Below are 22,804 nucleotides of genomic sequence, written 5' to 3'. Positions count from 1 at the left end.
CTTTTCGCGCAATCCCTCGTCGGCCGCGGCCTTCTTCCCGATCGAGCGCACTGTGGCCCGGATGAGACAGAAAGCCAAGGCCCACGCCGCGCCCGGGCCTTGACTTCGCGCGCGTCCCGCTGTGTATCGGCGCGGACCACGGGAACTCGCCTCTTGAAAGGGGATGCTCATGCACGCCTATCGCAGCCACACCTGCGCCGATCTCAATAAGTCCCATGCCGGGCAGACCGTCCGGCTCGCGGGCTGGGTCCACCGGGTGCGCGATCACGGCGGCGTTCTCTTCATCGACCTGCGCGACCACTACGGCATGACGCAGGTGCTGGCGGATAGCGACAGCCCGGCCTTCGCCGCGATCGAGAAGCTGCGCGCGGAAACCGTGATCCGTGTCGATGGCCGCGTGAAGGCGCGCGACGCAAGCCTCGTGAACCCCAAGCTCCCGACGGGCGAGATCGAGGTCTATGTGACCGAGGTCGAGGTTCTGGGCCCGGCCGAGGAACTGCCGCTGCCGGTCTTCGGCGATCTCGACTACCCGGAAGAGACGCGGCTGACCTACCGCTTCCTCGACCTGCGCCGTGACAGCCTGCATCACAACATGATGCTGCGCTCGAACGTGGTGCGGTCGCTGCGCAACCGCATGTGGGATATCGGCTTCAACGAGTTCCAGACGCCGATCATCACCGCGTCCTCTCCCGAAGGCGCGCGCGACTTCCTGGTGCCTTCGCGTCTTCATCCGGGCAAGTTCTACGCGCTGCCGCAGGCGCCGCAGCAGTTCAAGCAGATGATCATGGTCGCGGGCTTCGACCGCTACTTCCAGATCGCGCCCTGCTTCCGCGACGAAGACCCGCGCGCCGACCGCTCGCCCACCGACTTCTACCAGCTTGACGTGGAAATGAGCTTCGTCACGCAGGAGGATGTCTTCGCCGCCGTCCAGCCGGTCATCCAAGGCGTGTTCGAGGAATTCGGTTGCGGCCGCCCGGTTGATCCGGAATGGCCGCTGATCTCCTACGCGGATTCCGCGCTTTGGTATGGCACCGACAAGCCCGACCTGCGCAACCCGATCAAGATGCAGGTCGTGAGCGAGCATTTCCGCGGCTCGGGCTTCGCGATCTTCGCGAAACTCTTGGAAAATGAAGGGACCGAGATCCGCGCGATCCCCGCCCCCACCGGCGGCAGCCGCAAGTTCTGCGACCGCATGAACGCCTTTGCGCAGAAGGAAGGCCTGCCGGGGATGGGCTACATCTTCTGGCGCAAGGGCGAGGACGGCGCGATGGAAGCCGCAGGGCCGCTCGCCAAGAACATCGGGCCCGAACGGACCGAGGCGATCCGCGTGCAGCTTTGCCTGGGCGAGGGCGACGCGGCCTTCTTCCTCGGCGGCAAGCCCGAGGCCTTCGAGGGCGTCGCGGGCCGCGCGCGCACCGAGATCGGCCGCGAACTGGGGCTGACGGAGGAAAACTGCTTCAAGTTTGCCTGGATCGTCGACTTCCCGATGTACGAGAAAGACGCCGAAACCGGCCGGATCGATTTCAGCCACAACCCCTTCTCGATGCCGCAGGGGGGCATGGCGGCGCTTGAGGGCGATCCGCTGAAGGTGCTTGGCTACCAGTACGACCTGGCCTGCAACGGCTACGAACTGGTGTCCGGCGCGATCCGCAACCACAAGCCGGAGATCATGTTCAAGGCCTTCGAACTGGCGGGCTACGGCAAGGACGAGGTCGAGAAGCGCTTTGGCGGCATGGTCAAGGCGTTCCGCTACGGCGCGCCCCCGCATGGCGGCTGCGCGGCCGGGATCGACCGCATCGTGATGCTGCTGGCGGACACCGCGAACATCCGCGAGGTCATCATGTTCCCGATGAACCAGCGGGCTGAGGACCTTCTGATGGGCGCGCCGAGCGAACCCACCAACGAGCAGTTGCGCGAGCTTCGCCTGCGGGTTCTTCCGAAGGAGTGATCAGGGCGCGTTCAGCGCATCGACCTCTTGTTTCAGCCAGGTGCCGAAGGCGGCGATCCTGGGGTCCGCGACCGATGCCTTGGGCCAGACCAGGAAGGTGCCGTTGGTGCCGCTGACGGTTTCGGGATGCAACTGCACGAGGTGGCCGGCGGCCAGTTCGATGGCCACGAAGCGCAGATCGGCGAGCGCGGCCCCGGCCCCCGACAGCAGGTAGTCCAGGACCACCGCGCGGTTTTCCAGCGCGATCGGTTGGGGGCGCGCGGGGTTTTCCCGCCCCCGCGCGCGGAACCACCTGCGCCAGTCCCGGTTCGCCCCCGGGGAAACGGCATAGGGGAGTGCTGCGATTTCGTCATCGCCAAGCGGAAGCGGGCGGCCGGCCAGCAGGGCGGGGCTGGCCATCGGCGCCAGCAGGTCGCGAAAGATCAGCATCCCGTCGAGCCCCGGCCACGTTCCGGCGCCGTAGCGCAGCGCCGCGTCGAACCCCTCGCCGCCCAGGTCCGCAAGACCGGCATGCAGTTCGATCTCCACCTCGATCTTGGGAAATGCCTCGCGGAACTGTCCCAGCCGGGGCAGCACGAAGCGATACCCGAAGGCGGGCACCGCGGAGATGCGGATCACCCCCTCCGCCCGCGCATCCCGGACCAGGGCGGCCGCCTCCGCGATCCGGTCGAAGCTGATCCCCAGGCTTTGCGCGAACGCCGCCGCATCCGGGGCAAGTTCCACCTTGCGCGTGAGCCGATGAAACAGCGGTCGCCCGAGGTCTTCCTCCAGCGCCTTGATCTGGTGGCTGATCGCGGCGTGGGTGACGTGCAGTTCCTCGGCCGCGCTCTTGAAGCTCAGGTGCCGGGCCGCAGCCTCGAAGGCGCGAAGCTGGTTGAGGTTGGGCAGGCGGCGGTTCATCGCGCCCCCCTGACACGTTATCTTTCCTAACCGATGATGTGAGAAACCGTCGTTTGTTGTCAACGCGGCTGGGGCGTTATCCTGCATTCAACGGAACGCTCAAGCCATGGGAGGAAACGATGGCACCGCACCGCGAGACCCCGAAAATGACGGAACTGGACCTGCTGCTGCTCTGCGAGGGGGTTCACAGCTATTCCGACATGATGGCCCACTGCGAGGCGGCGGCCGCCGCCGATCCCGGTGAGACCCTGCGCCATCGCATCGCGGAGATGCTGCACGGGCTTGCGCAGCGCATAGATGGCGATTCAAGCGGCCCTGCGGCGGGACACCATTCCTGACCCGTGCGTGATGTCAGAAGGCCGAAGCCGCCGTTGCAAGAACGGAGAAGGCAAGCGTTCCCGCGCAGACCGCGAAGAAGGCCCAACCGACCGCCGGCTTTTCCACGATCTCAAGCACGCGCTGCTTCATCCCTTCACCCCGGCCCCGTGGCTCCCTTGTGTAAGGACGGACAATCCCCCAGAAATGCGGCAGGAATCTGATCCGAATGGTTCGGGAAAGGGGCGAAGATGGCAGAGGTGCGCGATATCGGTGAGCGTGTGCAGGGCTGGCGCCCGCCGGTCTGGCCAGGGTCTGCGGTGCTTGAGGGGCGCCATGCCCGGCTCGAACGCCTGACGGTCGCGCATGCGGAGGAGCTTGACGCTGCGGCGCGTGCGACCGATGCAGTCTGGGACTACATGCCCTATGGCCCCTTTGCCTCTTCAGCGGCCTATGGCGATTGGGTTGCGGGCATGGCCGCCAAACCGGACCCCTGGTTCTACGCGATCCGCAACCTCGACACCGGGCGGGCCGAAGGTGTCGCAAGCTGGCTGCGCATCACGCCCGAGGCGGGCTCCATCGAGGTCGGGCACATCCTGTTTTCACCTGCGCTGCAACGCACACGCGCCGCGACCGAGGCAATGTTCCTGATGATGGCGTGGGTCTTCGAGGCGGGCTACCGGCGTTACGAATGGAAGTGCAACGCCCAGAACCTGGCATCGCGCCGCGCGGCGGAGCGCTTCGGCTTCAGCTACGAAGGCATCTTTCGCCAGGCGGCGGTGATCAAGGGCCGCAACCGCGACACGGCGTGGTTCGCTGCGATCGACCGGGACTGGCCCGCCTTGCGGACGGCCTATCAAGCCTGGCTGAACCCCTCGAATTTCGATGCCGAGGGGCGCCAGAAGCAGTCGCTCGCGGCGCTGACGCGCCCGGTACTCGTCGCGCGCGATCCGCTTTTGACCCCCGCCTAGGTTTGGCCCCCGCCTAGGCGCCCGCGCGCAGCCGCGCGGTGACGAGCGCGCGCACCGCGCCGACACGGCGCGCGGCCTCCGCTGGTGGGACACCGCGCAGGGACTTGGCGGCGTCGAGAAGGTCGCTGTCGCTGGAACCCCGGCCGAGCCCGGCCAGGAACTGCGCGATATAGTCGAGCCGCGCGCCGCCCCCGGCCATCGAAAGCTGCCGGTCCGCCATCGCCAGATCTTCGTGCAACGTCAGCGGGTCGGGGCGGATTGTCACCTCCCGCACCGCGCGCCGGGACTTGCGGGCGTGGAGCGGCAGGGCCTCGATCACGGCGGACTGGAACGCCGCGAGGCTGTGGAGCGGCTTTGGCAGAAACCCCTGCGCCCCCGCGATACGGGCGGGCGTCTCCGCCGCCGGATCGCCACTGGTCGCGAGGATCACCGGAACCCGCGGCACCAGCGCGTCCAGCCCCCGGATCAGATCGAGGCCCGAACCGTCCGGCAGGCCGGGGTCGACGATCACGACCGAGGGGCGATAGGTCGCTAGGTGCCGCTCGGCCGAGCGCAGGCAATCGGCCCGGCGGATGCGCGCGCCGGAGCGCAGGCACATCAGGCGCAGCGCCTCGGAGGCGAAGCGGCTGTCTTCCACGACAAGAACCGTCAGCCCGGCCAGCGGGGCCTCTGCCGTGGGGCGGTGGAGCGGCCGGAAGGCATCGCATCCGTCTGTCATTCTCTTCCTCCTGCCATCATGTGGACGACTCATGGGGGAAGTGTCGGACCATCAAGGCTAACACCGGGTAAACGGGTTCCCGATGCGGCGCCCTGACGCTTGCGCGCGCCGTCCGCGCGCCCCATAAGGACTGCGAAGCGCCAGAGGAGATCCCCATGATCGGACGTTTGAACCATGTCGCCATCGCCGTTCCGGACCTGGAGGCCGCCGCGGCGCAATACCGCGACACGCTGGGCGCCAAGGTCGGCGCGCCGCAGGACGAACCCGATCACGGCGTGACTGTCGTCTTCATCGAACTGCCGAACACGAAGATCGAATTGCTCTACCCGCTGGGCGACAACTCTCCGATCAAGGGGTTCCTCGACAAGAACCCCGCCGGGGGCATCCACCACATCTGCTATGAGGTCGAGGATATCCTGGCCGCGCGCGACCGGCTGAAGGACCAGGGCGCCCGCGTCCTTGGGACGGGCGAGCCCAAGATCGGCGCCCATGGCAAGCCGGTCCTGTTCCTGCATCCCAAGGATTTCAACGGCTGCCTCGTGGAACTGGAGCAGGTCTGATGAACATCACGGGGGGCATCGTCCTTTTTGCGGTGATCTGGTTTCTGGTCTTTTACATCGTCCTTCAGATCCGCCCCGGCAGCCAGGCCGAATCCGGCGAGGTGACGCCGGGTACGCCCGCCAGCGCGCCCAGTGACGCGAAGATCCTCCGCAAGGCCAAGATCACCACGGTGATCACCATCGTCCTGTGGTCGGCGATCGCCGGGATCATCCTGTCGGGATGGGTGACGATCTACGACCTCGACTGGTTCGGACGGCTGCCCCCGCCTGCGAACTGAGGCACTCGCGCTTTGAGGCGGGGAGCCTCAGTTCGGCGTCCCGTTCAGGCGGTGGAAGATGTGGGTGAAGGTCGCGGCCCCCAGGACCGGGATGAAGAGGTTGACGATCGGCACCGTGAGCGGCGCCGCCATCAGCATTCCGGCGGCCAAAATGGTCAGCCGGTTGTCGCGGCGCAACTGGCGCGCCGCCTGCCGCCCGATCCGGCGCATCGCTGCCAGCTGGAAGTATTCCCGACCGATCAGGTAACCGTTCAGGGCCCAGAACACGAAGGGCGCGAACGGTCCGACGACGAACCACAGCATCAAGGCCAGCGCGTTCACCCCGATCAGCACGCCGGTGAAGTTCACGGCGTCGATGACGGCATCGCCCATCGGAACCTTGGGCGCGGGGGGCAGGTGCGGATAGTGGCGCGCCTCGACCGCCTCGGCCACGGCGTCGAGGAAGATCCCCGAAAAGGCGGCCGCGACCGGCACCATCAGGAAGATCGAAAGCACGATCATGACCAGCAACGACCCCCAGCCGAGCAGGGTGTGCAGCCCGTCGATCTCCCCCACCCAGGGAAGCGCGAAGCTGTCCGGGGTGAAGGTGTCGATCACCAGGATCAGCCCGCCGTAGAATGCCACCAGAAGCGCAGTTGAAAGCGCAACGCCCAAAAGCACCACGCGCAGGAAGCGCCGGTCGCCAAGCTGACCGAGGGCATCGAGGAAGGCGGTGAAGATCACGCCGCGACCCATTCGGTGATGGCGGCAATGTCGGGGCGGGGCCGGTCGGGCGGGGTGTTGGTTTCGGTCCCGATATGGATCATGCCCGCGACCCATTCATCGGCGGCAAGACCGAGGGCTTCCTGGCAGAAGGCCGCATCGTGAACGTGCCAGCCCGTCAGCCAGCTTGCCCCCCAGCCCGAGGCCAGCGCCGCGTTCAGAAGCCCCAGGCAGACCGCCCCGGCCGAGAGCGTCTGCTCGATCTCCGGCACCTTGACGGTGTCGCGTGGCACCTTCACGACCGCAACCGCGAGATGTGCGTCCGCGAACTGCAGGGCGCCCTTTTCGATCCGCTCCGGCTCCATCCCCATCTCGGCGCCGCGACGGCGGGCGGCATCGGCAAGGCGCAGAAGTGCGCTCCGTTCCAGGACGATGAAGCGCCAGGGTTCCAGCTTCCCGTGGTCAGGGACACGAGCCGCCGCAGTCAGGATCGGCATCAGATCCTCGCGCGTGGGGACCGGGGTCGTCAGGATCTTGGCGGGCCGGGAGCGGCGGGTCAGGAAGAACTCCATCGCGGCGGGATTGGGGGCGGGCATCTCGGTCTCCTCTATCGCATGCCTTCATGTCGGGCGCGCAGCGATCGGGGTCAAGGGCAGATGTCCGGCGGTTGGCCCTATCGGCCCGCGTAGCGCCGCCAGATCGCCACAGAGAGCGCAAGATCGCCAAGCGCGTGGCCGCGAAACAGGAAGGCCGTGCGGTCCTGCGGCGTGCGGCGCCCGGCGATGCGTCCCTGCACCAGTCCGGCCAGATCGCCGGAAACCCAGTCCGTTGGCGCCAGCGGGGTCGGCATGACCCGTTCCTGTTCCAGATCGTCGATAACGAGGCAGTCGAAGGCGGCAAGGCTCGACGGCTCCCAGGCGCGGCCAAGATCGACCATCGTGACGAAGGCGCCAGGCGCCAACAGCCGGGCATCGAGGCGCGGGGCGAAATCGCCCGAATGGGGGACCGAGCTGACGATGATCTCCGCCCCCTCGACCGCCTCGCGCGCGGTCGTGGCGGTGGTTGCCCGCAGGCCGAGGCTCTCGGCGAGGGTGTTGAAGGCGCGGGTGTTCTCGGCGCCCCGGCCGAAGGCGCGGACCTCGGTGAGGCCAAAGAGCGCGGCGAAGGCCGCGAGGTGACTGCGCCCCTGCACGCCGGTGCCGATGAAGGCGGCGCGGGTTGCGCCGGGCAGGGCTATCCGCCTTGCCGCACAGGCGCTTAGCGCGGCGGTGCGGACCGCCGTCACCCAGTTCCCGTCAAGCGTTGCCAGCGGCAGCCCCGTGCGGCTGTCGAGAAGCGTCACCACCGCGTTGATCGGCGCCAGTCCGTGGGCCGCGTTTTCCTGATTCAGGACCAGCGATTTGACCGCGAGCACCGGGGGATCGTCCGAGGCGGCGAGCGTCGCCATGATGTAGCGCCCGTCTGGCGTCTGTATCGTCGCCTTGGGCGCGGTCTGGACAGTTCCGGCCGCGGCGTTCCGAATGGCTTCTTCGATGCTGTCCACCGCTTCGGCGGGCGAGATGGCGAGCTTTTCCAGCGTTTCGGCGTCAAGATGGGGGATCGTGCTGCTCATCCGCTTCGCCCCCTCTCTACGGTAGGAAGTAGCTCGCCAGCGCGGCGATATGGGCCGAGACATGGGCCTGCCAGGCCGCCCCCGGCTGGCGCTTGCGCAAGGTCTCTGCCAGCGGGTCGGGGGCATGGGCGGCGCTGCCCGACATCTCCTCAAGCGCGGCGTGACCGCAGAAGGGGACATGCAGTTCGGAATAGCCGCCCTCATGCACCAGGACCAGCCGTCCGCCGCAGAGATCGCGCGCGGCCCCCATGACCTGGCGTGTCATCAGGCGGAAGGTTTCCGCCGTCGCCAGCATCCGCCCCAGCGGGTCCATGGCCGAGGCGTCATAGCCCGAGGCGACGATGATCGCCTCTGGCCGGAAGCGCGCCAGCGCGGGCAGCACGATCCGCTCCATCGCCTCAAGATAGCTCGCATGGCCGGTGCCCGGGGGCAGCGGCACGTTGATGTTGAAGCCGTGGCCCTTGCCCTCGCCCCGCACCTCGGCCCCGCCGGTGTCGAGCGGATAGTTGTGTTCCTGATGGAGCGAGATTGTCAGCACCTCGGGGTCGGAGATGAAGATCGCCTCGGTTCCGTTGCCGTGATGCACGTCCCAGTCGATGACCGCGATGCGGCGCGCAAGCCCCGCCGCCTGCGCCGCACGGATCGCGATGGCGATGTTGGCCAGAAGGCAGAAGCCGTTCGGCCAGTCTGGCAGGCAGTGGTGGCCCGGCGGGCGTGAGAGCGCATAGGCATTCTCCGCCTCGCCCTTCAGCACGGCGAAAAGCGCCCCCTTCGCCAGCCCGGCCGACAGCGCCGCGATCTCGTACCCGCCGGGGCCGAAGGGGGTGCGCAGGCCCAACTCGCCCCCGCCCGCGTCGGAGGCGGCCTTGAACGTGTCCAGATAGCTGGCCGGGTGGACCCGCAGCAGATCCTCGCGGGTGGCTTCCGGGGCGCTTTGGATGGCCAGATCGCGGGCGAGGCCCGAAACCTCGATCAGATTGCGCAGGCGCCGCTTGGTTTCGGGCGACTCGGGCAGCCCGCCGCCCGGCTCGACCAGCCCGCCCACGGGAACGGTCAGCACATAGTTGCCCCCGCCATGCCAGAAGCTGCGCTCGTCGGTGAAGAAGGCGGTGGTCATGGCGGGCTCCCTCTCGGTCGCGCGCAGTTTGACCGAAGGCGCGCGCCCGGCGCAAGGGCGGCAAGGCCGTGGCCGGTTGGAAATCAGGCGCCGTCGTGCCAGACAGGGCGCATGGACGACCTGACGCATATGGCCCGGCCCGGGGCCGAGATATCGGTCCGCGTAACGCCCCGCGCCTCACGCAATGCCGTCGTGGTCGAGGATGGCGCGATCCGCGTCTATGTCACCGTCGTTCCCGAAAGCGGCAAGGCCAACGAGGCGGTGCGCAAGCTTCTGGCGAAAGAGTTGGGGGTGGCGAAGTCTCGGCTGGTGCTGGTGCGCGGCCAGACGGCGCGCGACAAGATCTTTCGCCTCGCCGAATAAGGCGGAACCGGTCCTTTGGTCGCATAGGTCAAAGGCCCGGCAAGGCTTGACCGTTCGGGCCGATCTGCCAGCATGGGGCCACCGCAGGGGGGAGCCAGCGCAAGGTGACACGCATACCCGAATCCATCGAGGCCGTCGAACGGCTGCTGTCGGAGCAGGACTATGTCTGCGGACGCGCGCTGGCGACGGTCGTGTTCCTGTCGCTGAAGCTCGGCCGGCCGCTGTTCCTGGAAGGCGAGGCCGGCGTCGGCAAGACCGAGATCGCCAAGGCCGTCGCGGCCGCGCTCGGGCGCCGCCTGATCCGGCTTCAGTGTTACGAAGGGCTCGATGCGGCCTCCGCCGTCTGCGACTGGAACTTCGCGGCCCAGATGATCGCGATCCGCACGGCCGAGGCGGGGGGCGGGGCCGACCGTGACGCGCTGCGGACGGAACTTTTTACCGAGGACTACCTGATCGAGCGCCCGCTTCTGGCCGCGATGCGCCCCCAGCCGGGTGGCGCGCCGGTTCTGTTGATCGATGAGCTTGACCGCACCGACGAACCCTTCGAAGCCTTCCTGCTGGAGGCTCTGTCGGACTTCCAGGTCACGATCCCCGAGCTTGGCACGATCAAGGCGCCTGAGCCGCCGATCGTGATCCTGACCTCGAACCGCACGCGGGAGGTCCATGACGCGCTCAAGCGGCGGTGCCTCTACCACTGGGTCGATTACCCGAACTTCGAGCGCGAGATGCAGATCGTCCACGCCCGCGCCCCGGAGGCCACCGACCGGCTGAGCCGCGAGGTCGTGGCCTTCGTCCAGAAGCTTCGGACCGAGGACCTGTTCAAGAAGCCCGGCGTGGCCGAGACCATCGACTGGGCCAAGTGCCTGCTCGCGCTCGACGTGATCGCGCTCTCGCCCGAGGTCATCGCCGATACGCTGGGCGCGATCCTGAAGTATCAGGACGACATCCAGAAGATCGCCGGATCGCCCGCCAAGAAGATCCTCGACGAGGTGCGGGCCGAGGCCGCTGCCGTATAGGGGGCGGACATGACCGCAGGACGGCTCCTCGACATTCCCGAAAACGGGCGGCTGGCCGACAACATCACCCATTTCGCCCGCGCCCTGCGCAAGGCGGGGCTGAAGGTCGGACCGGGCCGCGTCGTCGATGCCATCCGCGCGGTGGAGGCGGCGGGCTTCACCGAGCGGCGCGATTTCTACTGGGTGCTGCACGCGGCCTTCGTCTCGCGCCCCGAGGAGCGGGCGGTTTTCGCGCAGATCTTCCGGCTCTACTGGCGCGATCCGCAATACCTCGAACACATGATGAGCCTGCTTCTGCCCAGCCTGAAGGGCGTGCAGGACGAACGCCTGGCCGCCGCCGCCGAAAAGCGCGCAGCCGAGGCGCTGCTGGACGGAATCGACCGTCCCCCGCCACCCCCGCAGGATGACCGCGGAGATGACATCCAGATCGACGTGGACGCCAGCGGAACCCAGTCCGAGCGGGAGCGCCTGCGCAGGCTCGATTTCGAGCAGATGTCGGTCGCGGAGATCGCCGAGGCCAAGCGGATGATCGCCCGGCTTTCGCTGCCGGTGCGCCCGATCCAGTCGCGCCGCAGCCAGGCCGATCCGCGCGGGCAACTGGCCGACTGGCGCGCGACGATGCGCGCCGCCCTGCGCCGGGGCGGAGAGGTTCCGGCCCTGTCGCTGCGCCGCCGCCGGACCCGCTGGCCCAATCTTGTTGTACTTTGCGACATCTCCGGGTCGATGTCGCAATACAGCCGCATGGTGCTGCATTTCCTGCATGCAGTGGCCAACCACAAGGGGGCGGGCTGGGCCAGGGTTCATGCCTTCACCTTCGGCACACGGCTGACGAACATCACCCGGCACCTCGCAGAGCGCGATGTGGATGCGGCGCTGGCCGCCGCCGGGGCCGAGGCGCAGGATTGGAAGGGCGGCACGCGTATCGGGTCCTGCCTGCATGCGTTCAACCGCGACTGGTCGCGCCGGGTGATGGGGCAGGGGGCGGTGGTCCTGCTGGTCTCGGACGGCCTCGACCGCGACGCGGAGGCCGATCTTGGTCGCGAGATGGAGCGGCTGCATCTGTCCGCCCGCCGTCTGGTCTGGGTGAACCCTCTCCTACGCTGGGACGGTTTCGTGCCCAAGGCCCGTGGCATCCGCGCGATGCTGCCGCATGTGGACGCCTTCCGCGCGGGCCATTCCATCGCCTCGCTGGAGGCGCTGGGCCGGGCCATTTCCGATCCGGGCGACCGGGGCGAAAAGGACCGCCTGATGCGCCTGCTGGGCGGCGGGGGATAGCCGGTGCCCCCGACCTTTTGCCACTGGCGGGCCGCTGGCGCCGGGCACATACTGGCCATCGGAGGTACGCCATGACCGAGCTGTCCCACGACGACATTCCCGAAATCGCGCTGACCTGGCATCGCGAAGGCCGCGGTGCGGCGCTGGCGACGGTGATGGAGACCTGGGGATCGGCCCCGCGCCCCACGGGCAGTCAGCTTGTCGTGTCGGGGCGGGGGGAGATGATGGGCTCGGTCTCCGGTGGCTGCGTCGAAGGCGCGGTGGTCGAGGAAGCGATCGCGGCGCTCGGCGACGGACGCCCGCGCGTCCTCAGCTTCGGCGTAAGCGATGAGGAGGCCTTTGCGGTCGGGCTGGCCTGTGGTGGCAAGATCAGCGTGCTGGTCGAACCCGTCGGCGCCGCGCTGCCCGAGGCGCTGCTGGCCGGGCTTGTGGCCGCGCGCGCCGCGCGCCAGCCTGTCGCCTATGTCGTCGATCTGGAAAGCTGGGACCGCCGCCTTGCAGGGCCCGGCGACGGTCTGGCCCCCCGGTTCCGCGCCGACAAGTCGGGGGTGGAAGAGGGCCGCTTCATCGCGATCCACAATCCGCCGCTGCGCCTTGCGGTCGTGGGCGCTGTCCACATTGCGCAGGCATTGGTGCCGATGGCCCGCGCCTGCGGCTACGACTGCCTGGTCATCGACCCGCGCGAGGCCTTCGGATCGCAGGCCCGGTTCCCGGGTGAAAACCTGTCCCACGACTGGCCGGACGAGGCGTTGGCGGCCTTTGGTCTCGATGCGCGCACGGCGGTGGTGACGCTGACCCACGACGCCAAGCTCGACGATCCCGCGATCCGCGCGGCGCTGGGGGCGGAGGTCTTCTACCTCGGCTGCCTGGGATCGACGCGAACCCATGCGAAACGGGTCGCACGCCTGACCGAGGCGGGGTTCGGGCCAGACCAGATTGCCCGGATCCACGCGCCCGTGGGTCTGGATATCGGTGCGAAGTCGCCGGCAGAGATCGCGGTGTCCGTGATGGCGCAGATCACGAAAGTGCTGAGGCAGGGCTGATGCGGTTCGGACCGGTCGCGAGCGATCAGGCGGAAGGGGCGGTGCTGGCCCATTCCATGCAGTTGAACGGACGAAAGCTGCCCAAAGGCACGCTGCTTGAGGCCGGGCATGTGGCGGATATCCTGGCGGCGGGGATCCAGGCGGTGACGGTGGCGCGGCTCGACCCCGGCGATGTGGGCGAGGACGCGGCGGCGGCGGCCCTTGCCTCGGCGCTGGTCCCTGACCCCGAGGCGGCGGGACTGACGCTCTCGCGCCCCCATGCCGGCCGCGTCAACCTGAACGCGGCGCGGCCGGGGATCGTCGAGATGGATGCCGCCGCCATCCACGCGATGAACCGCCTCGACCCGGCGATCACGCTCGCCACCCTCGCCCCGCTGACGCGGGTGACGCCGGGCATGCTGGTGGGCACGGTCAAGATCATCACCTACGCGGCGCCGGGTGCGGCACTTGAGGCCGCCTGCGCGGCGGCGGCCGGAACGATCCGCGTGCGCCCGGTCGAAATCGCCTCTGCCGGGTTGATCCTGACCGAGGTTTCGGGCGAGGACGGAAAGCTTGCGCGCAAGGCCGAGGCCACCGTGGCCGGGCGGCTCGACGCGCTGGGCATTGCACTGGAGGAGGTGCGCGCGGTCCCCCATCGGGAAGAGGCGATCGCCGAGGCGCTGGGCGTCATCGCCGGGGGGATGGTGCTGATCCTGACCGAGGCGGCGACCTCCGACCTTTACGACACGGCGCCGCAGGCCCTGCGCCGGGCCGGGGGGGCGGTGGCGCGCTTCGGCATGCCCGTCGATCCGGGCAACCTGCTGTTCCACGGCCGGCTGGGATCGCGCCCGGTGATCGGCCTGCCGGGCTGCGCGCGCTCGCCCGCGCTCAACGGGGCGGACTGGGTGCTGGAGCGGATCGCCTGCGGGCTTGAACTGTCCACCGACGACATCGCCGCCATGGGCGTGGGTGGCCTGCTGAAGGAGATCCCGATCCGGCCCCAGCCGCGTGAGGCCCGCCGCCGGGGATGATGGCGCCTAGTCCGCACCCAGGACGAAGGCCGCCAGCGCCGCCGCATCCACCGGCTTGCGCAGGATCGTGACGCCGGCCGCGGCACAGACCGCCTCCAGCGCCTGGGATCGCACGGCGGTGAGCAGGCGGGCGGAGACGGGGCCGTAGCGGTCCCGAAGCTGGCTCAGCAGCGCGAGCCCGTCGATGCCATCCCCCAGGTCGTGGTCGATCAGGAACCGATCCGGCAGGATGCCGATTTCATCGAGAAGCGACAGCGCCTCCTCTCCGGTTTCCAGGTCGATGACCTCAAGGCGCCATTTCTCAAGAAGGTGGCATAGGGCGCGACGCATGTCGGGGTCGTTCTCGACCAGGCAGACGATGCGCCCGTCGGGGTTCAGCGCGCCGTCGTCCGGGATGTCGGGCAGGGGGCTCCCGACCGGGTAGTCGGCCACCGCGCGCGGCAGCGTGAGGGTGAAGCGCGTGCCCCGCCCGGGCGCTGAGCGCAGCGTCAGAGGATGGCCCAGAAGGGTCGCGGCGCGTTCCACGATGGCCAGCCCCAGGCCCATCCCCTCGGAGGCCGAGGCGCGGGCGTTCAGGCGGTGAAACTCGCGAAAGACATTGGCTTGTTCGGCCTCGGGGATGCCCGGTCCGGTGTCGGCCACCTCGATCCTCAGGCCGCCCCCGGAGGGGCGCGCGCCCACCAGGACCCGGCCCCGCTCGGTGTAGCGGATCGCGTTGCCGATCAGGTTTTGCAGGATGCGGCGCAGGTAGGTCGGGTCCGAGGTCACGGTCGCGTTGCTGGGGCGGACCGTCAGGCGCAGCCCCTTGGCGGCGGCAAGGGGGGCGAATTCGTCCGCCAGCCGCGCAAGGATCTGGCCCACCGGAACCGGACCCACATCGACGGAGGCGCGACCGGATTCGAGCTTGGAGATGTCAAGGAGCGCGTCAAGGATCCCCTCGACGCTCAGAAGCGCGTTCTCGGCCTTGGCCAATGTCGCCTGCGCCTCGGGCGAAAGGCCCACATCGGTCAGTGAGGCCAGGAAGAGCTTGGCGGCGGAGAGCGGTTGCAGAAGGTCGTGGCTGGCTGCGGCGACGAAACGGGCGCGCGCGGCATTGGCCTGTTCGGCGCGGCCCAATGCCTCGGCCAGTTCCGCAGTTCGGCCCACGACACGGCGTTCGAGCGTTTCGTTCGCCTCCGCGATGTCGCGCAGCGCGCGCCGTTCGGCGGTGATGTCCGAAAAGCTCATCACGAAGCCGCCGTCGGGCATTTCCTCCGCCAGCACCGCCAGGACGATCTCCGCGCCGCCACGCAGTTCGAAGGTCAGCGCGGACCGGGGGCGCGATCCGTGGACCCAGGCCGCGATGCGCTCAAGCGTCATCCCGTCGTTGAGCGAAAACTGCGCCCCCAGCGCTTCGGACAGGGTGTCGAAGGAAACACCGATCCGGAACCGCCCAGCGGGAACGGCAAGCAGCGCCCCCAGCCGCCCGTTCCAGCCGACCAGCCGTGCCTGCGCGTCGAAGATGCCGACGCCCTGGCTGATGTGCTCAAGCGTCGCGCGGATCATCCGGGCCTGGTCGTCCAGAAGCTTTCCACGCTCCTGCCGTTCCAGCCGGATGATGTCGGTCACGTCGGTCTGAAGGATGACCGTCCCGCCATCCTGGGTGCGGTGTTCCGAGACCTGGAGCCAGCGGTCGCCGACGGTCTGGACGTTGAACATGACGTGGCGGTCGGCATGGCGCCGCATGCGCCCCACCGCCCAGCTTTCCGCGCTTTCGCCCGGCGGCAATTCCAGGAAGGCCGAGCGGCTGGCCAGTTCGACAAAGCGCGCGAAGGTGAGGCCCGGCACCAGATGGTCGCGCAGGTCGGACATGTGCATGCCGAAGCGCGAATTGCACATCACCAACCGGTCTTCGGCGTCAAACAGCGCAAAGCCTTCCTGCACCGTCTCGATCGCGGAAGCGAGGTTCTGGCGCGCGGCCTCAGCCTCCGCCGTCGCCTCGGCCAGGCGCGCGTTGGTCGCGTTCAGAAGGTCCAGCGCGCGTTCCAGTTCGCGTGTGCGCTCGCGCACCTCGTCCTCAAGCAGCACGGCCCGCTGGAACTGCTGATAGGCCCGCCCGCCGTCGTCGGTTTCCTGCTCGACCCGGCGCATCAGCACATCGACGATCTGAAGCAGCTTCTGGCGCTGCCGGTCGGGCGGGTCGGCGGGGTTGATAAGGGGATGGGTCACGGGCCGTCCCCCAAGGGCGGATAGATCGCGACGCCTGTCATGGTCTGGTTGACATGCATCGCACCCAACTGTTCGCCATAGGTCGAAAAGCCCACCACCCGGTTGTCGCGCAGAAGATCCGAGATGCGCCCGAACATCTGGCGATCCTGCGCCTCGATCCGGCGCAGGATGCAATCGCAGGCCAGGATCGCGGCCGGGGGCCCCGGCTCCGCCAGCCGGCGCAGCTCTCCGGCCAGGTGGTCAACCATGTCGCTGGGTTCGGCGAGCGTCAGCACCAGCCCCTCGTCGATGGCCGAGAAGAAGACCAGGTCGCCGTTCGGCAGCATCCGCTGGATCGAGCGGACGTGATGGCGCCCGCCGATGCGCACAACGACCGGATGGGCGGCGAAGGTAAAGGTGGTCAGCTGCGCGGGGTCCTTGCCCAGCAGGCGCGCGTATTCGAGCGCGGCAGGCTCAGCGTTGATCTGGCGGACGATGCGGCGGGCGGGGTCGGCCTCCGTCACGACCATGCGGGTGCGTGTCGGTTGCAGGTGATCCAGGCTGAAGACCTTCACCGGGCAGGCCGTGCGCACGAAGGTCAGCACCGCGGCGTTCTGAAGCGCGCGGCTGTCGTGAAACACGAAGGTTTCGCGAAATCGGGTCCCGTCGCCGGCGGAGCCGCCGAAAAGCGGTACCGGACCCAGGCCGGGCGCGATCGCGGCGGCCAGTTCGTCCTCTCGGATGGAAAGACCGTCAACCATGAGGAAGGCGAACTCCCCCTGCCAGTCGGGATGGGCGCGGGCGAGGCGCTGGCGCGCGCGGATCAGGAGCCCGGTCAGATGCTCGGCCTCCAGCCGATGCAAGTCCTCGATAAGGATCGACTCGGCGGCGAAGTGCTGGCTTGGCAGGGCGAGTGCGACGATCTCGCCCTCGCAGTAGCCCTGGGATGAGATTTCTCCGGCCGTGGTGCAGCCAATAACGGGAGTGCCCGCGAAGACGCTGGAGGCGCGCGCGGGCAGCGCAAGTGGCCCCGCCTCGGACGCGGCGAAGAGCAGGATGAGCGCAAAGGGCCCCGGACCCAGCTGGGCGGCGATCCGTTCCAGCGCATCGGGCGCGCCGGAAGGGGCGTGCGCGCTTGCCACGACGGGCAAGCCGCCATGCCCAAGCGCGATGGCATCTTTCAGCGTCGTCATCGGTGCCTCCCTTGCCGGAACGCTAGGGTCGGGCCGGTCCCGAGGCAAGGGGTGCGACGGACGCAAGCCGGGCCGCCGGGTTTCGGCCGTGTCAAGCGCCCGGACCCTGCTCCGTCAGAAGCGCCGCGAAATCGACCTCCTTGGCGATGAGGACCGCCTGCGTGCGGCTGAAGACGCCCAGTTTGCGCATGATCGCGGTGACATGGGCCTTCACGGTGGTCTCCGCGATCGACAGCTCCCATGCGATCTGCTTGTTGAGCTTGCCCTCGCAGATCAGTTGCAGGATGCGCGCCTGCTGCCGGGTCAGCAGCGACAGGCGCTTCAATGCCTCCTCCTGCGGCGTGTCGGAGCCGCTGTCGGCGACATGTACATAGGTTTCGGGCGTGTAGGGCCGCCCTTCCGCGATCGCGTCGAAAGCCGCGCGGAAGACCTCGCGCTGGCTGTGCTTGGGCACGAAGCCGGCCGCCCCCGCCTTCATCGCCGCGCCGATCACGCGAGCGTCGGCCATCGAGGAAACGACCACCACCGGGACCGCGCCCGCGACCCGGCGGATGCGCACCAGCCCCTCCATCCCGTTCACGTCCGGCAGGTTCAGGTCCAGGACAACGACATCGGGCAGCGCCCCTTCGCCCAGCCGGTCGATCGCCTGTTCAAGGCGGTCCGCCGTCTCGATCCGGCCGATGCCGACAAAGGCCTTGAGCGTCATGGCGAGCGCATCGCAGAACAGGGGGTGATCGTCGATGATCAGCGCCGAATGCATGGTCATGGCTTGCTTCCCGGCTGTGTTACCGGATCAGGATAGCAGTGCGGCTTGCCGCTGTAACCCGCGCCATTGGTCTTAGGGGACTACGACCATGGTCAGATAGCCAGCCCGCGCCGGCCGGACTATCGTGGGCCGGGAAGGGGAGGACGACATGGAACTCAAAGACACTCGTGCCATCGCCGCGCCGCCGGAGCAGGTCTGGGCGGCCATCCTTGACCCGGAGGTCCTGAAAGCCTGCATCCCGGGATGCGAAAGCATCAGCGGCTCTGCCGATGAAGGGTTCGAGGCGGTGGTCGTGCAGAAGGTCGGCCCGGTCAAGGCACGCTTCACCGGCGTCGTGACATTCTCCGACGTGGTCGCGGGCCAGAGCCTGACGATCAGCGGCGAGGGCAAGGGCGGCCCCGCGGGGTTTGCCAAGGGTGGCGCCAAGGTTCGGCTTGATCCCGAGGGCGAGGGCACTAATCTCAGCTACGAGGTCCAGGCGGCCGTGGGCGGCAAGCTCGCCCAGCTTGGCAGCCGGATCATCGACGGGTTCGCCCGCAAGCTGGCCGATGAGTTCTTCGCGCGCCTTCAGGGGGCGGTCGAAGCCCCCGCTACGGATGAGCCCGCGGCAGAGGGTGGGGCTGGCGAGGACGCGGCCGAGGGCGGCGAGAAGAAGAAAGGCTGGTTCCGGCGCCTGACCGGCGCCTGAGCCCGAAGCGACACAAAGGGAGGAAGGAATGACGAAGGTCACGATGACCGTGAACGGCCGTGCCGTTTCCGGTGAGGTGGAGGGGCGCACGCTCCTGTCCGCCTTTCTGCGCGAGGGGCTGGGCCTGACCGGCACCCATGTCGGCTGCGACACGTCCCAATGCGGCGCCTGCGTGGTGCATGTGGACGGGCAGCCGGTGAAAAGCTGCACCGTCTTTGCCTCGGACGTGGAGGGCGCCTCGGTCACGACGATCGAGGGGATGGCCAATCCCGACGGGACGCTGGGCCGTGTGCAGCAGGCGTTCCAGGATCATCACGGGCTTCAGTGCGGCTTCTGCACGCCCGGCATGGTGATGTCGGCGGCCGCCCTTCTGGCCGAAAACCCCAAGCCCACCGAGGCCGATGTGCGCCACTATCTTGAGGGCAACATCTGCCGCTGCACGGGCTACCACAACATCGTCAAGGCGGTGCTTGCCGCGTCCGGTCAGGACGTGAGCGGCCTGGCCGCCGAGTAAGGGAGGGGAGAACATGCCGAAGGATCATGGCATCGGCGCCAGCGTGAAGCGGCGCGAGGACGTGCGCTTCCTGATGGGGCTCGGAAACTATACCGACGACATGGCGATCGCGGGGCAGGCGCATGCCGTCTTCGTCCGCAGCCAGGTCGCGCACGGACGTATCAACAAGATCGACACCGCGGACGCGGCCGCGATGCCGGGTGTACTGGCGGTGTTGACGGGCGAGGATTTCAAGGACGTGGGCGGCAACCCGACCGGGTGGCTGATCAATTCGCGCGACGGCACGCCCATGCGCGAGCCCAAGCGCCCCGCCTTGGCCCACGGCAAGGTCCGCCACGTCGGCGACGCCTATGCCGTCGTCATCGCGGAGACCTATGCCCAGGCCAAGGAAGCCGCCGAGGCGATCGTGGCCGATATCGAGGAACTCCCGGCGATCGTCGATATGGCGGCCGCCGTGGCCGACCCCTCGAACCGGGTCCATGAGGAGATCCCCGACAACCTCTGCTACGACTGGGGCTGGATCGAGGACAACCGCGCCGCCGTGGACGAGGCGATCAAGAACGCGCCGCATGTCACCACGCTGGAGCTGGTCAACAACCGGCTGGTCCCGAACGCGATGGAGCCGCGCGCCTCGATCGGGGAATATTTCCCTGGCACGGGCGACTATAAGCTGACCACCACCAGCCAGAACCCGCACCTGACGCGGCTGCTGATCGCGGCCTTTGTTCTTGGCATCCCGGAAAACAAGCTGACCGTGGTCGCCCCCGACGTGGGCGGCGGTTTCGGGTCGAAGATCTATCACTACGGCGAAGAGGCGGTGGTGCTGACGGCGGCCAAGAAGCTGGGCCGGGCGGTTCGCTGGACGGCGGAGCGGTCCGAAAGCTTCCTTTCGGACGCGCATGGCCGTGACCATGTGACCAGGATCGAGCTTGCCTGCGAAAAGGACGGCACCTTCATCGCCTTCCGTACCGAGACGATGGCGAATGTCGGCGCTTACCTGTCTAACTTCGCCACCGTGACGCCGACCTTCCTGCACGGCACGCTGATGGCGGGACCTTACAAGGTGCCGAACGTCTACGTGAACGTGAAGACGGTCTTCACCAACACCGCCCCCGTCGATGCCTACCGCGGTGCGGGGCGGCCAGAGGCCACCTATTCGCTGGAACGCGTGATCGACAAGATGTGCCGGGAACTTGGCCTCGACCCGTTCGAGGTCCGGCGCAAGAACTTCATCACGACGGACATGTTCCCCTACACCACGCCCGTCGGGCTTGCCTATGACACCGGCGACTACCATGCCACGCTCGACAAGGCGATGGCGATGGCCGATGTCGCGGGCTTCGAGGCGCGCCGGGCGGCCAGCGCTGCCAAGGGCAAGCTGCGCGGCATGGGGCTTTCGACCTGGATCGAGGCCTGCGGCATCGCGCCCTCGCACCTCGTCGGCATCCTCGGCTCCCGCGTGGGGCTCTACGACGCGGCGACCGTGCGGGTGAACGCCACCGGCAACATCAGCGTGATGACGGGCGCCCACAGCCACGGGCAGGGGCATGAGACCGTCTTTGCCCAGATCGTGGCGGACAAGCTCGGCGTGCCGGAAGCTTCCGTCGAGATCGTCCATGGCGACACCTCGAAGATCCCCTTCGGCATGGGCTCCTACGGGTCGCGCTCGCTTGCGGTCTGCGGCTCGGCCGTGACGCGGGCGATCGACAAGATCGTGGCCAAGGGCAAGAAGATCGCCGCCCACATGCTGGAGGCTGCCGAAGAGGACATCGCCTTCGAGAACGGCAGCTTCACGGTGGCCGGGACCGACAAGGCCAAGACCTTTGGCGAGATCGCCTTTTCGGCCTATGTGCCCCACAACTACCCGCTGGAGACGCTGGAGCCGGGGCTGGAGGAGACGGCCTTCTACGACCCCGCCAACTTCACCTACCCGGCGGGCGCCTATATTTGCGAGGTCGAGGTGGACGCAGACACCGGCAAGGTGGACGTGGTCGCCTTCCACTGCGCGGACGACTTCGGCAACATCATGAACCCGATGGTGGTCGAAGGGCAGGTGCATGGCGGCGTGGGCCAGGGGATCGGCCAGGCGCTTTGCGAAAACACGGTCTACGACGAAAACGGCCAGCTGCTGAGCGGATCCTACATGGACTACGCGATGCCGCGCGCCGATGACGTGCCCTTCTACAACGTCGACTATTCCTGCCAGACGCCATGCACGCACAACCCCCTTGGCGCCAAGGGCTGCGGTGAGGCGGGCGCCATCGGGTCACCCCCGGCGGTGGTCAACGCGGTGATCGACGCGCTTCAGCGCGGCGGCCACAGCCATGTCACGCATATCGACATGCCGGTCTCGCCCGCGCGGGTCTGGGCGGCGATTCAAGGGTAAGGAGACGGGCCATGTATGCATTCGACTTCGAAAAACCGAAGACCGTGGCCGAGGCCGTCGAGGCGCTGTCGCGCGAAGACGCCATGGCGCTGGGGGGTGGGCAGACGCTGATCCCCTCGCTGAAGCAGCACCTGGCCGCGCCCTCAGCGCTGGTCAGCCTGACCGGCATCGCCGAGATGCGCGGGGTCTGCACCGGCACTGACGGCGCGCTTTGCGTCGGCGGCGCGACGCCTCATGCGGTGGTCGCGACGGAGGCAGCGGCCAAGTATCCGGCCCTGGCCGCGCTTGCCGGCAACATCGGCGATCCGGCGGTCCGCAACCGCGGCACCATCGGCGGCTCTCTGGCCAACAACGACCCGGCGGCGGACTATCCGGCGGCGGTTCTGGGATCGGGCGCGACGATCGTGACGAACACGCGGTCCATAGCGGCCGATGACTTCTTCGAGGGGCTCTTCACCACCGCCCTTGAGCCCGGAGAGATCATCGTCGAGGTGCGCTTCCCGATCCCGCAGCGCGCGGCCTATGCCAAGTTCCAGCAGCCCGCCTCACGCTTCGCGCTGACAGGCGTCTTCGTGGCCAAGACCGCGAACGGCGTCCGGGTGGCGGTCACCGGGGCGTCCGAAAACGGCGTCTTCCGCTGGAGCGAGGCGGAAGCGGCGCTGTCGGCCGATTTCTCGGCCGAGGCGATCGAGGGCGTGTCGGTCCCGGCGGAGGGCATGGTGGGCGATCTGCACGGCACGCCGGCCTATCGCGCCAACCTCGTGAAGGTGATGACCCAGCGCGCGGTGCGCGCGGCCTGATCCCGGCGCATGAGATCACGCGGCCCCTGCCCGATGGCGGGGGCCGTTTTGCATTGCGGCCCGTGAACCCTAGGGCTTGGGCGCCTTGCGCGGCGAGAGCCGGTAGACCCCTTCGGGTAGATCGAGGGCGGCGGCCAGCTCGCGGACCTGCGCCATCGACATGACGATCTTCACGACCTCATCCTGGCGCGGATCGTATTGCTCGATGGTGACGCATTCCTCAAAGGCCTGGATCGTCACGTCCTCTTCCAGATGAGGGCTGCCCTCATCGACGAGGGTGATCACGGTGGCGTCGAAGTCGTGCTCGATGGTGAACATGGGCCAAGCGTAGCGCGCGCCCCGGGCGGCGGCAATGGCCCTTGCGAGGTTTTGCCGAGGCCGCTGGTCGCCCCTTTCGAAGCGTCCCGCGCGGCGCTATCTACGGCGCCACGACACCATCAGG

The 22,804-nt window shown here is 68.4% G+C and carries 24 protein-coding genes; 14 read left to right on the top strand and 10 right to left on the bottom strand.

Features of this window, described 5'->3' with window-relative positions:
- The first annotated feature begins 169 nt into the window (after nt 1-169).
- On the top strand, nt 170-1,948 hold the full coding sequence (gene aspS / locus OE647_RS12245; protein ID WP_263722013.1) for an aspartate--tRNA ligase: 1,779 nt from the start codon (nt 170-172) through the stop codon (nt 1,946-1,948).
- Here the strand turns inward: aspS and OE647_RS12240 are convergent, their stop codons facing one another.
- Complete coding sequence (locus OE647_RS12240; protein WP_263722012.1) at nt 1,949-2,848, bottom strand: LysR substrate-binding domain-containing protein; 900 nt, start codon at nt 2,846-2,848, stop codon at nt 1,949-1,951.
- Between the two features lie 119 nt (nt 2,849-2,967).
- On the opposite strand from OE647_RS12240, the gene OE647_RS12235 reads away from it, so the two are divergent.
- Together OE647_RS12235 and OE647_RS12230 are read left to right on the top strand one after the other, a co-directional pair.
- Nucleotides 2,968-3,186: a hypothetical protein gene (locus OE647_RS12235; protein WP_263722011.1), complete on the top strand. Its 219-nt coding sequence runs from the start codon at nt 2,968-2,970 to the stop codon at nt 3,184-3,186.
- Nucleotides 3,187-3,414: 228 nt separating this feature from the next.
- Entirely contained in the window at nt 3,415-4,134 is a 720-nt protein-coding gene (locus OE647_RS12230; RefSeq protein ID WP_412174950.1) for a GNAT family N-acetyltransferase, read from the top strand.
- 13 nt (nt 4,135-4,147) lie between these two features.
- On the opposite strand, the gene OE647_RS12225 is transcribed toward OE647_RS12230, so the two are convergent.
- On the bottom strand, nt 4,148-4,852 hold the full coding sequence (locus tag OE647_RS12225) for a response regulator (protein ID WP_263722010.1): 705 nt from the start codon (nt 4,850-4,852) through the stop codon (nt 4,148-4,150).
- A gap of 155 nt (nt 4,853-5,007) precedes the next feature.
- Here OE647_RS12225 and mce point away from each other — a divergent pair, with 155 nt between their 5' ends.
- Together mce and OE647_RS12215 are read left to right on the top strand one after the other, a co-directional pair.
- Nucleotides 5,008-5,412, top strand: coding sequence for a methylmalonyl-CoA epimerase (gene mce, locus OE647_RS12220; protein ID WP_263722009.1), 405 nt, complete (start codon nt 5,008-5,010; stop codon nt 5,410-5,412).
- Nucleotides 5,412-5,690: a DUF1467 family protein gene (locus tag OE647_RS12215; RefSeq protein WP_263722008.1), complete on the top strand. Its 279-nt coding sequence runs from the start codon at nt 5,412-5,414 to the stop codon at nt 5,688-5,690. The genes mce and OE647_RS12215 overlap by 1 nt, the downstream gene beginning before the upstream one ends.
- 27 nt (nt 5,691-5,717) lie before the next feature.
- Here the strand turns inward: OE647_RS12215 and OE647_RS12210 are convergent, their stop codons facing one another.
- The 4 genes from OE647_RS12210 to OE647_RS12195 form a co-directional block, all read right to left on the bottom strand.
- Nucleotides 5,718-6,410: an EI24 domain-containing protein gene (locus tag OE647_RS12210; RefSeq protein WP_263722039.1), complete on the bottom strand. Its 693-nt coding sequence runs from the start codon at nt 6,408-6,410 to the stop codon at nt 5,718-5,720.
- A complete protein-coding gene (locus OE647_RS12205; RefSeq protein WP_263722007.1) occupies nt 6,410-6,988 on the bottom strand; it encodes a nitroreductase family protein in 579 nt (192 codons plus the stop codon). The genes OE647_RS12210 and OE647_RS12205 overlap by 1 nt, the downstream gene beginning before the upstream one ends.
- Nucleotides 6,989-7,065: 77 nt before the next feature.
- Nucleotides 7,066-8,004, bottom strand: coding sequence for an ornithine cyclodeaminase family protein (locus OE647_RS12200; RefSeq protein WP_263722006.1), 939 nt, complete (start codon nt 8,002-8,004; stop codon nt 7,066-7,068).
- 16 nt (nt 8,005-8,020) lie between these two features.
- Nucleotides 8,021-9,121: a class II histone deacetylase gene (locus OE647_RS12195; protein WP_263722005.1), complete on the bottom strand. Its 1,101-nt coding sequence runs from the start codon at nt 9,119-9,121 to the stop codon at nt 8,021-8,023.
- Nucleotides 9,122-9,232: 111 nt separating this feature from the next.
- Between OE647_RS12195 and OE647_RS12190 the strand changes: the two genes are divergently transcribed.
- From OE647_RS12190 to OE647_RS12170, 5 genes are all read left to right on the top strand, one after another.
- Complete coding sequence (locus OE647_RS12190) at nt 9,233-9,484, top strand: DUF167 domain-containing protein (RefSeq protein WP_263722004.1); 252 nt, start codon at nt 9,233-9,235, stop codon at nt 9,482-9,484.
- A 104-nt stretch (nt 9,485-9,588) separates the two neighbouring features.
- Nucleotides 9,589-10,500, top strand: a complete 912-nt coding sequence (locus OE647_RS12185; protein ID WP_263722003.1) for an AAA family ATPase — start codon at nt 9,589-9,591, stop codon at nt 10,498-10,500.
- Between the two features lie 9 nt (nt 10,501-10,509).
- Nucleotides 10,510-11,775 carry a vWA domain-containing protein gene (locus tag OE647_RS12180; protein WP_263722002.1) on the top strand — a complete coding sequence of 422 codons (1,266 nt, stop codon included), beginning with the start codon at nt 10,510-10,512 and terminating at the stop codon, nt 11,773-11,775.
- A 71-nt stretch (nt 11,776-11,846) separates the two neighbouring features.
- A complete protein-coding gene (locus OE647_RS12175) occupies nt 11,847-12,818 on the top strand; it encodes an XdhC family protein (protein WP_263722001.1) in 972 nt (323 codons plus the stop codon).
- Nucleotides 12,818-13,828, top strand: coding sequence for a molybdopterin-binding protein (locus tag OE647_RS12170; RefSeq protein ID WP_263722000.1), 1,011 nt, complete (start codon nt 12,818-12,820; stop codon nt 13,826-13,828). The genes OE647_RS12175 and OE647_RS12170 overlap by 1 nt, the downstream gene beginning before the upstream one ends.
- A 6-nt stretch (nt 13,829-13,834) precedes the next feature.
- Here OE647_RS12170 and OE647_RS12165 read toward each other — a convergent pair whose 3' ends face one another.
- The 3 genes from OE647_RS12165 to OE647_RS12155 form a co-directional block, all read right to left on the bottom strand.
- Nucleotides 13,835-16,036 (bottom strand): PAS-domain containing protein, encoded by a 2,202-nt coding sequence (locus tag OE647_RS12165; protein WP_263721999.1) that lies wholly within the window; start codon nt 16,034-16,036, stop codon nt 13,835-13,837.
- Nucleotides 16,033-17,208 (bottom strand): FIST N-terminal domain-containing protein, encoded by a 1,176-nt coding sequence (locus OE647_RS12160; RefSeq protein WP_263721998.1) that lies wholly within the window; start codon nt 17,206-17,208, stop codon nt 16,033-16,035. The genes OE647_RS12165 and OE647_RS12160 overlap by 4 nt, the downstream gene beginning before the upstream one ends.
- A gap of 91 nt (nt 17,209-17,299) precedes the next feature.
- Entirely contained in the window at nt 17,300-17,974 is a 675-nt protein-coding gene (locus OE647_RS12155; protein ID WP_263721997.1) for a response regulator transcription factor, read from the bottom strand.
- Between the two features lie 148 nt (nt 17,975-18,122).
- On the opposite strand from OE647_RS12155, the gene OE647_RS12150 reads away from it, so the two are divergent.
- Genes OE647_RS12150 through OE647_RS12135 form a run of 4 tightly spaced genes read left to right on the top strand, consistent with a single transcriptional unit; the run spans nt 18,123 to nt 22,362 of the window.
- Nucleotides 18,123-18,662, top strand: a complete 540-nt coding sequence (locus OE647_RS12150; protein WP_263721996.1) for a CoxG family protein — start codon at nt 18,123-18,125, stop codon at nt 18,660-18,662.
- 28 nt (nt 18,663-18,690) lie between these two features.
- Entirely contained in the window at nt 18,691-19,176 is a 486-nt protein-coding gene (locus OE647_RS12145; RefSeq protein WP_263721995.1) for a (2Fe-2S)-binding protein, read from the top strand.
- Between the two features lie 13 nt (nt 19,177-19,189).
- A complete protein-coding gene (locus tag OE647_RS12140) occupies nt 19,190-21,562 on the top strand; it encodes a xanthine dehydrogenase family protein molybdopterin-binding subunit (RefSeq protein WP_263721994.1) in 2,373 nt (790 codons plus the stop codon).
- Between the two features lie 11 nt (nt 21,563-21,573).
- Nucleotides 21,574-22,362, top strand: coding sequence for an FAD binding domain-containing protein (locus OE647_RS12135; RefSeq protein WP_263721993.1), 789 nt, complete (start codon nt 21,574-21,576; stop codon nt 22,360-22,362).
- Between the two features lie 69 nt (nt 22,363-22,431).
- Here OE647_RS12135 and OE647_RS12130 read toward each other — a convergent pair whose 3' ends face one another.
- Entirely contained in the window at nt 22,432-22,680 is a 249-nt protein-coding gene (locus OE647_RS12130; RefSeq protein WP_263721992.1) for a hypothetical protein, read from the bottom strand.
- Nucleotides 22,681-22,804: the final 124 nt, after the last annotated feature.

Source organism: Albidovulum sediminicola (assembly GCF_025751575.1).
In the GTDB taxonomy this organism is placed as follows: domain Bacteria; phylum Pseudomonadota; class Alphaproteobacteria; order Rhodobacterales; family Rhodobacteraceae; genus Albidovulum; species Albidovulum sediminicola.
The sequence above is the reverse complement of the archived record's forward strand: the minus strand, read 5'-3'. Positions and strand labels throughout refer to the sequence as shown.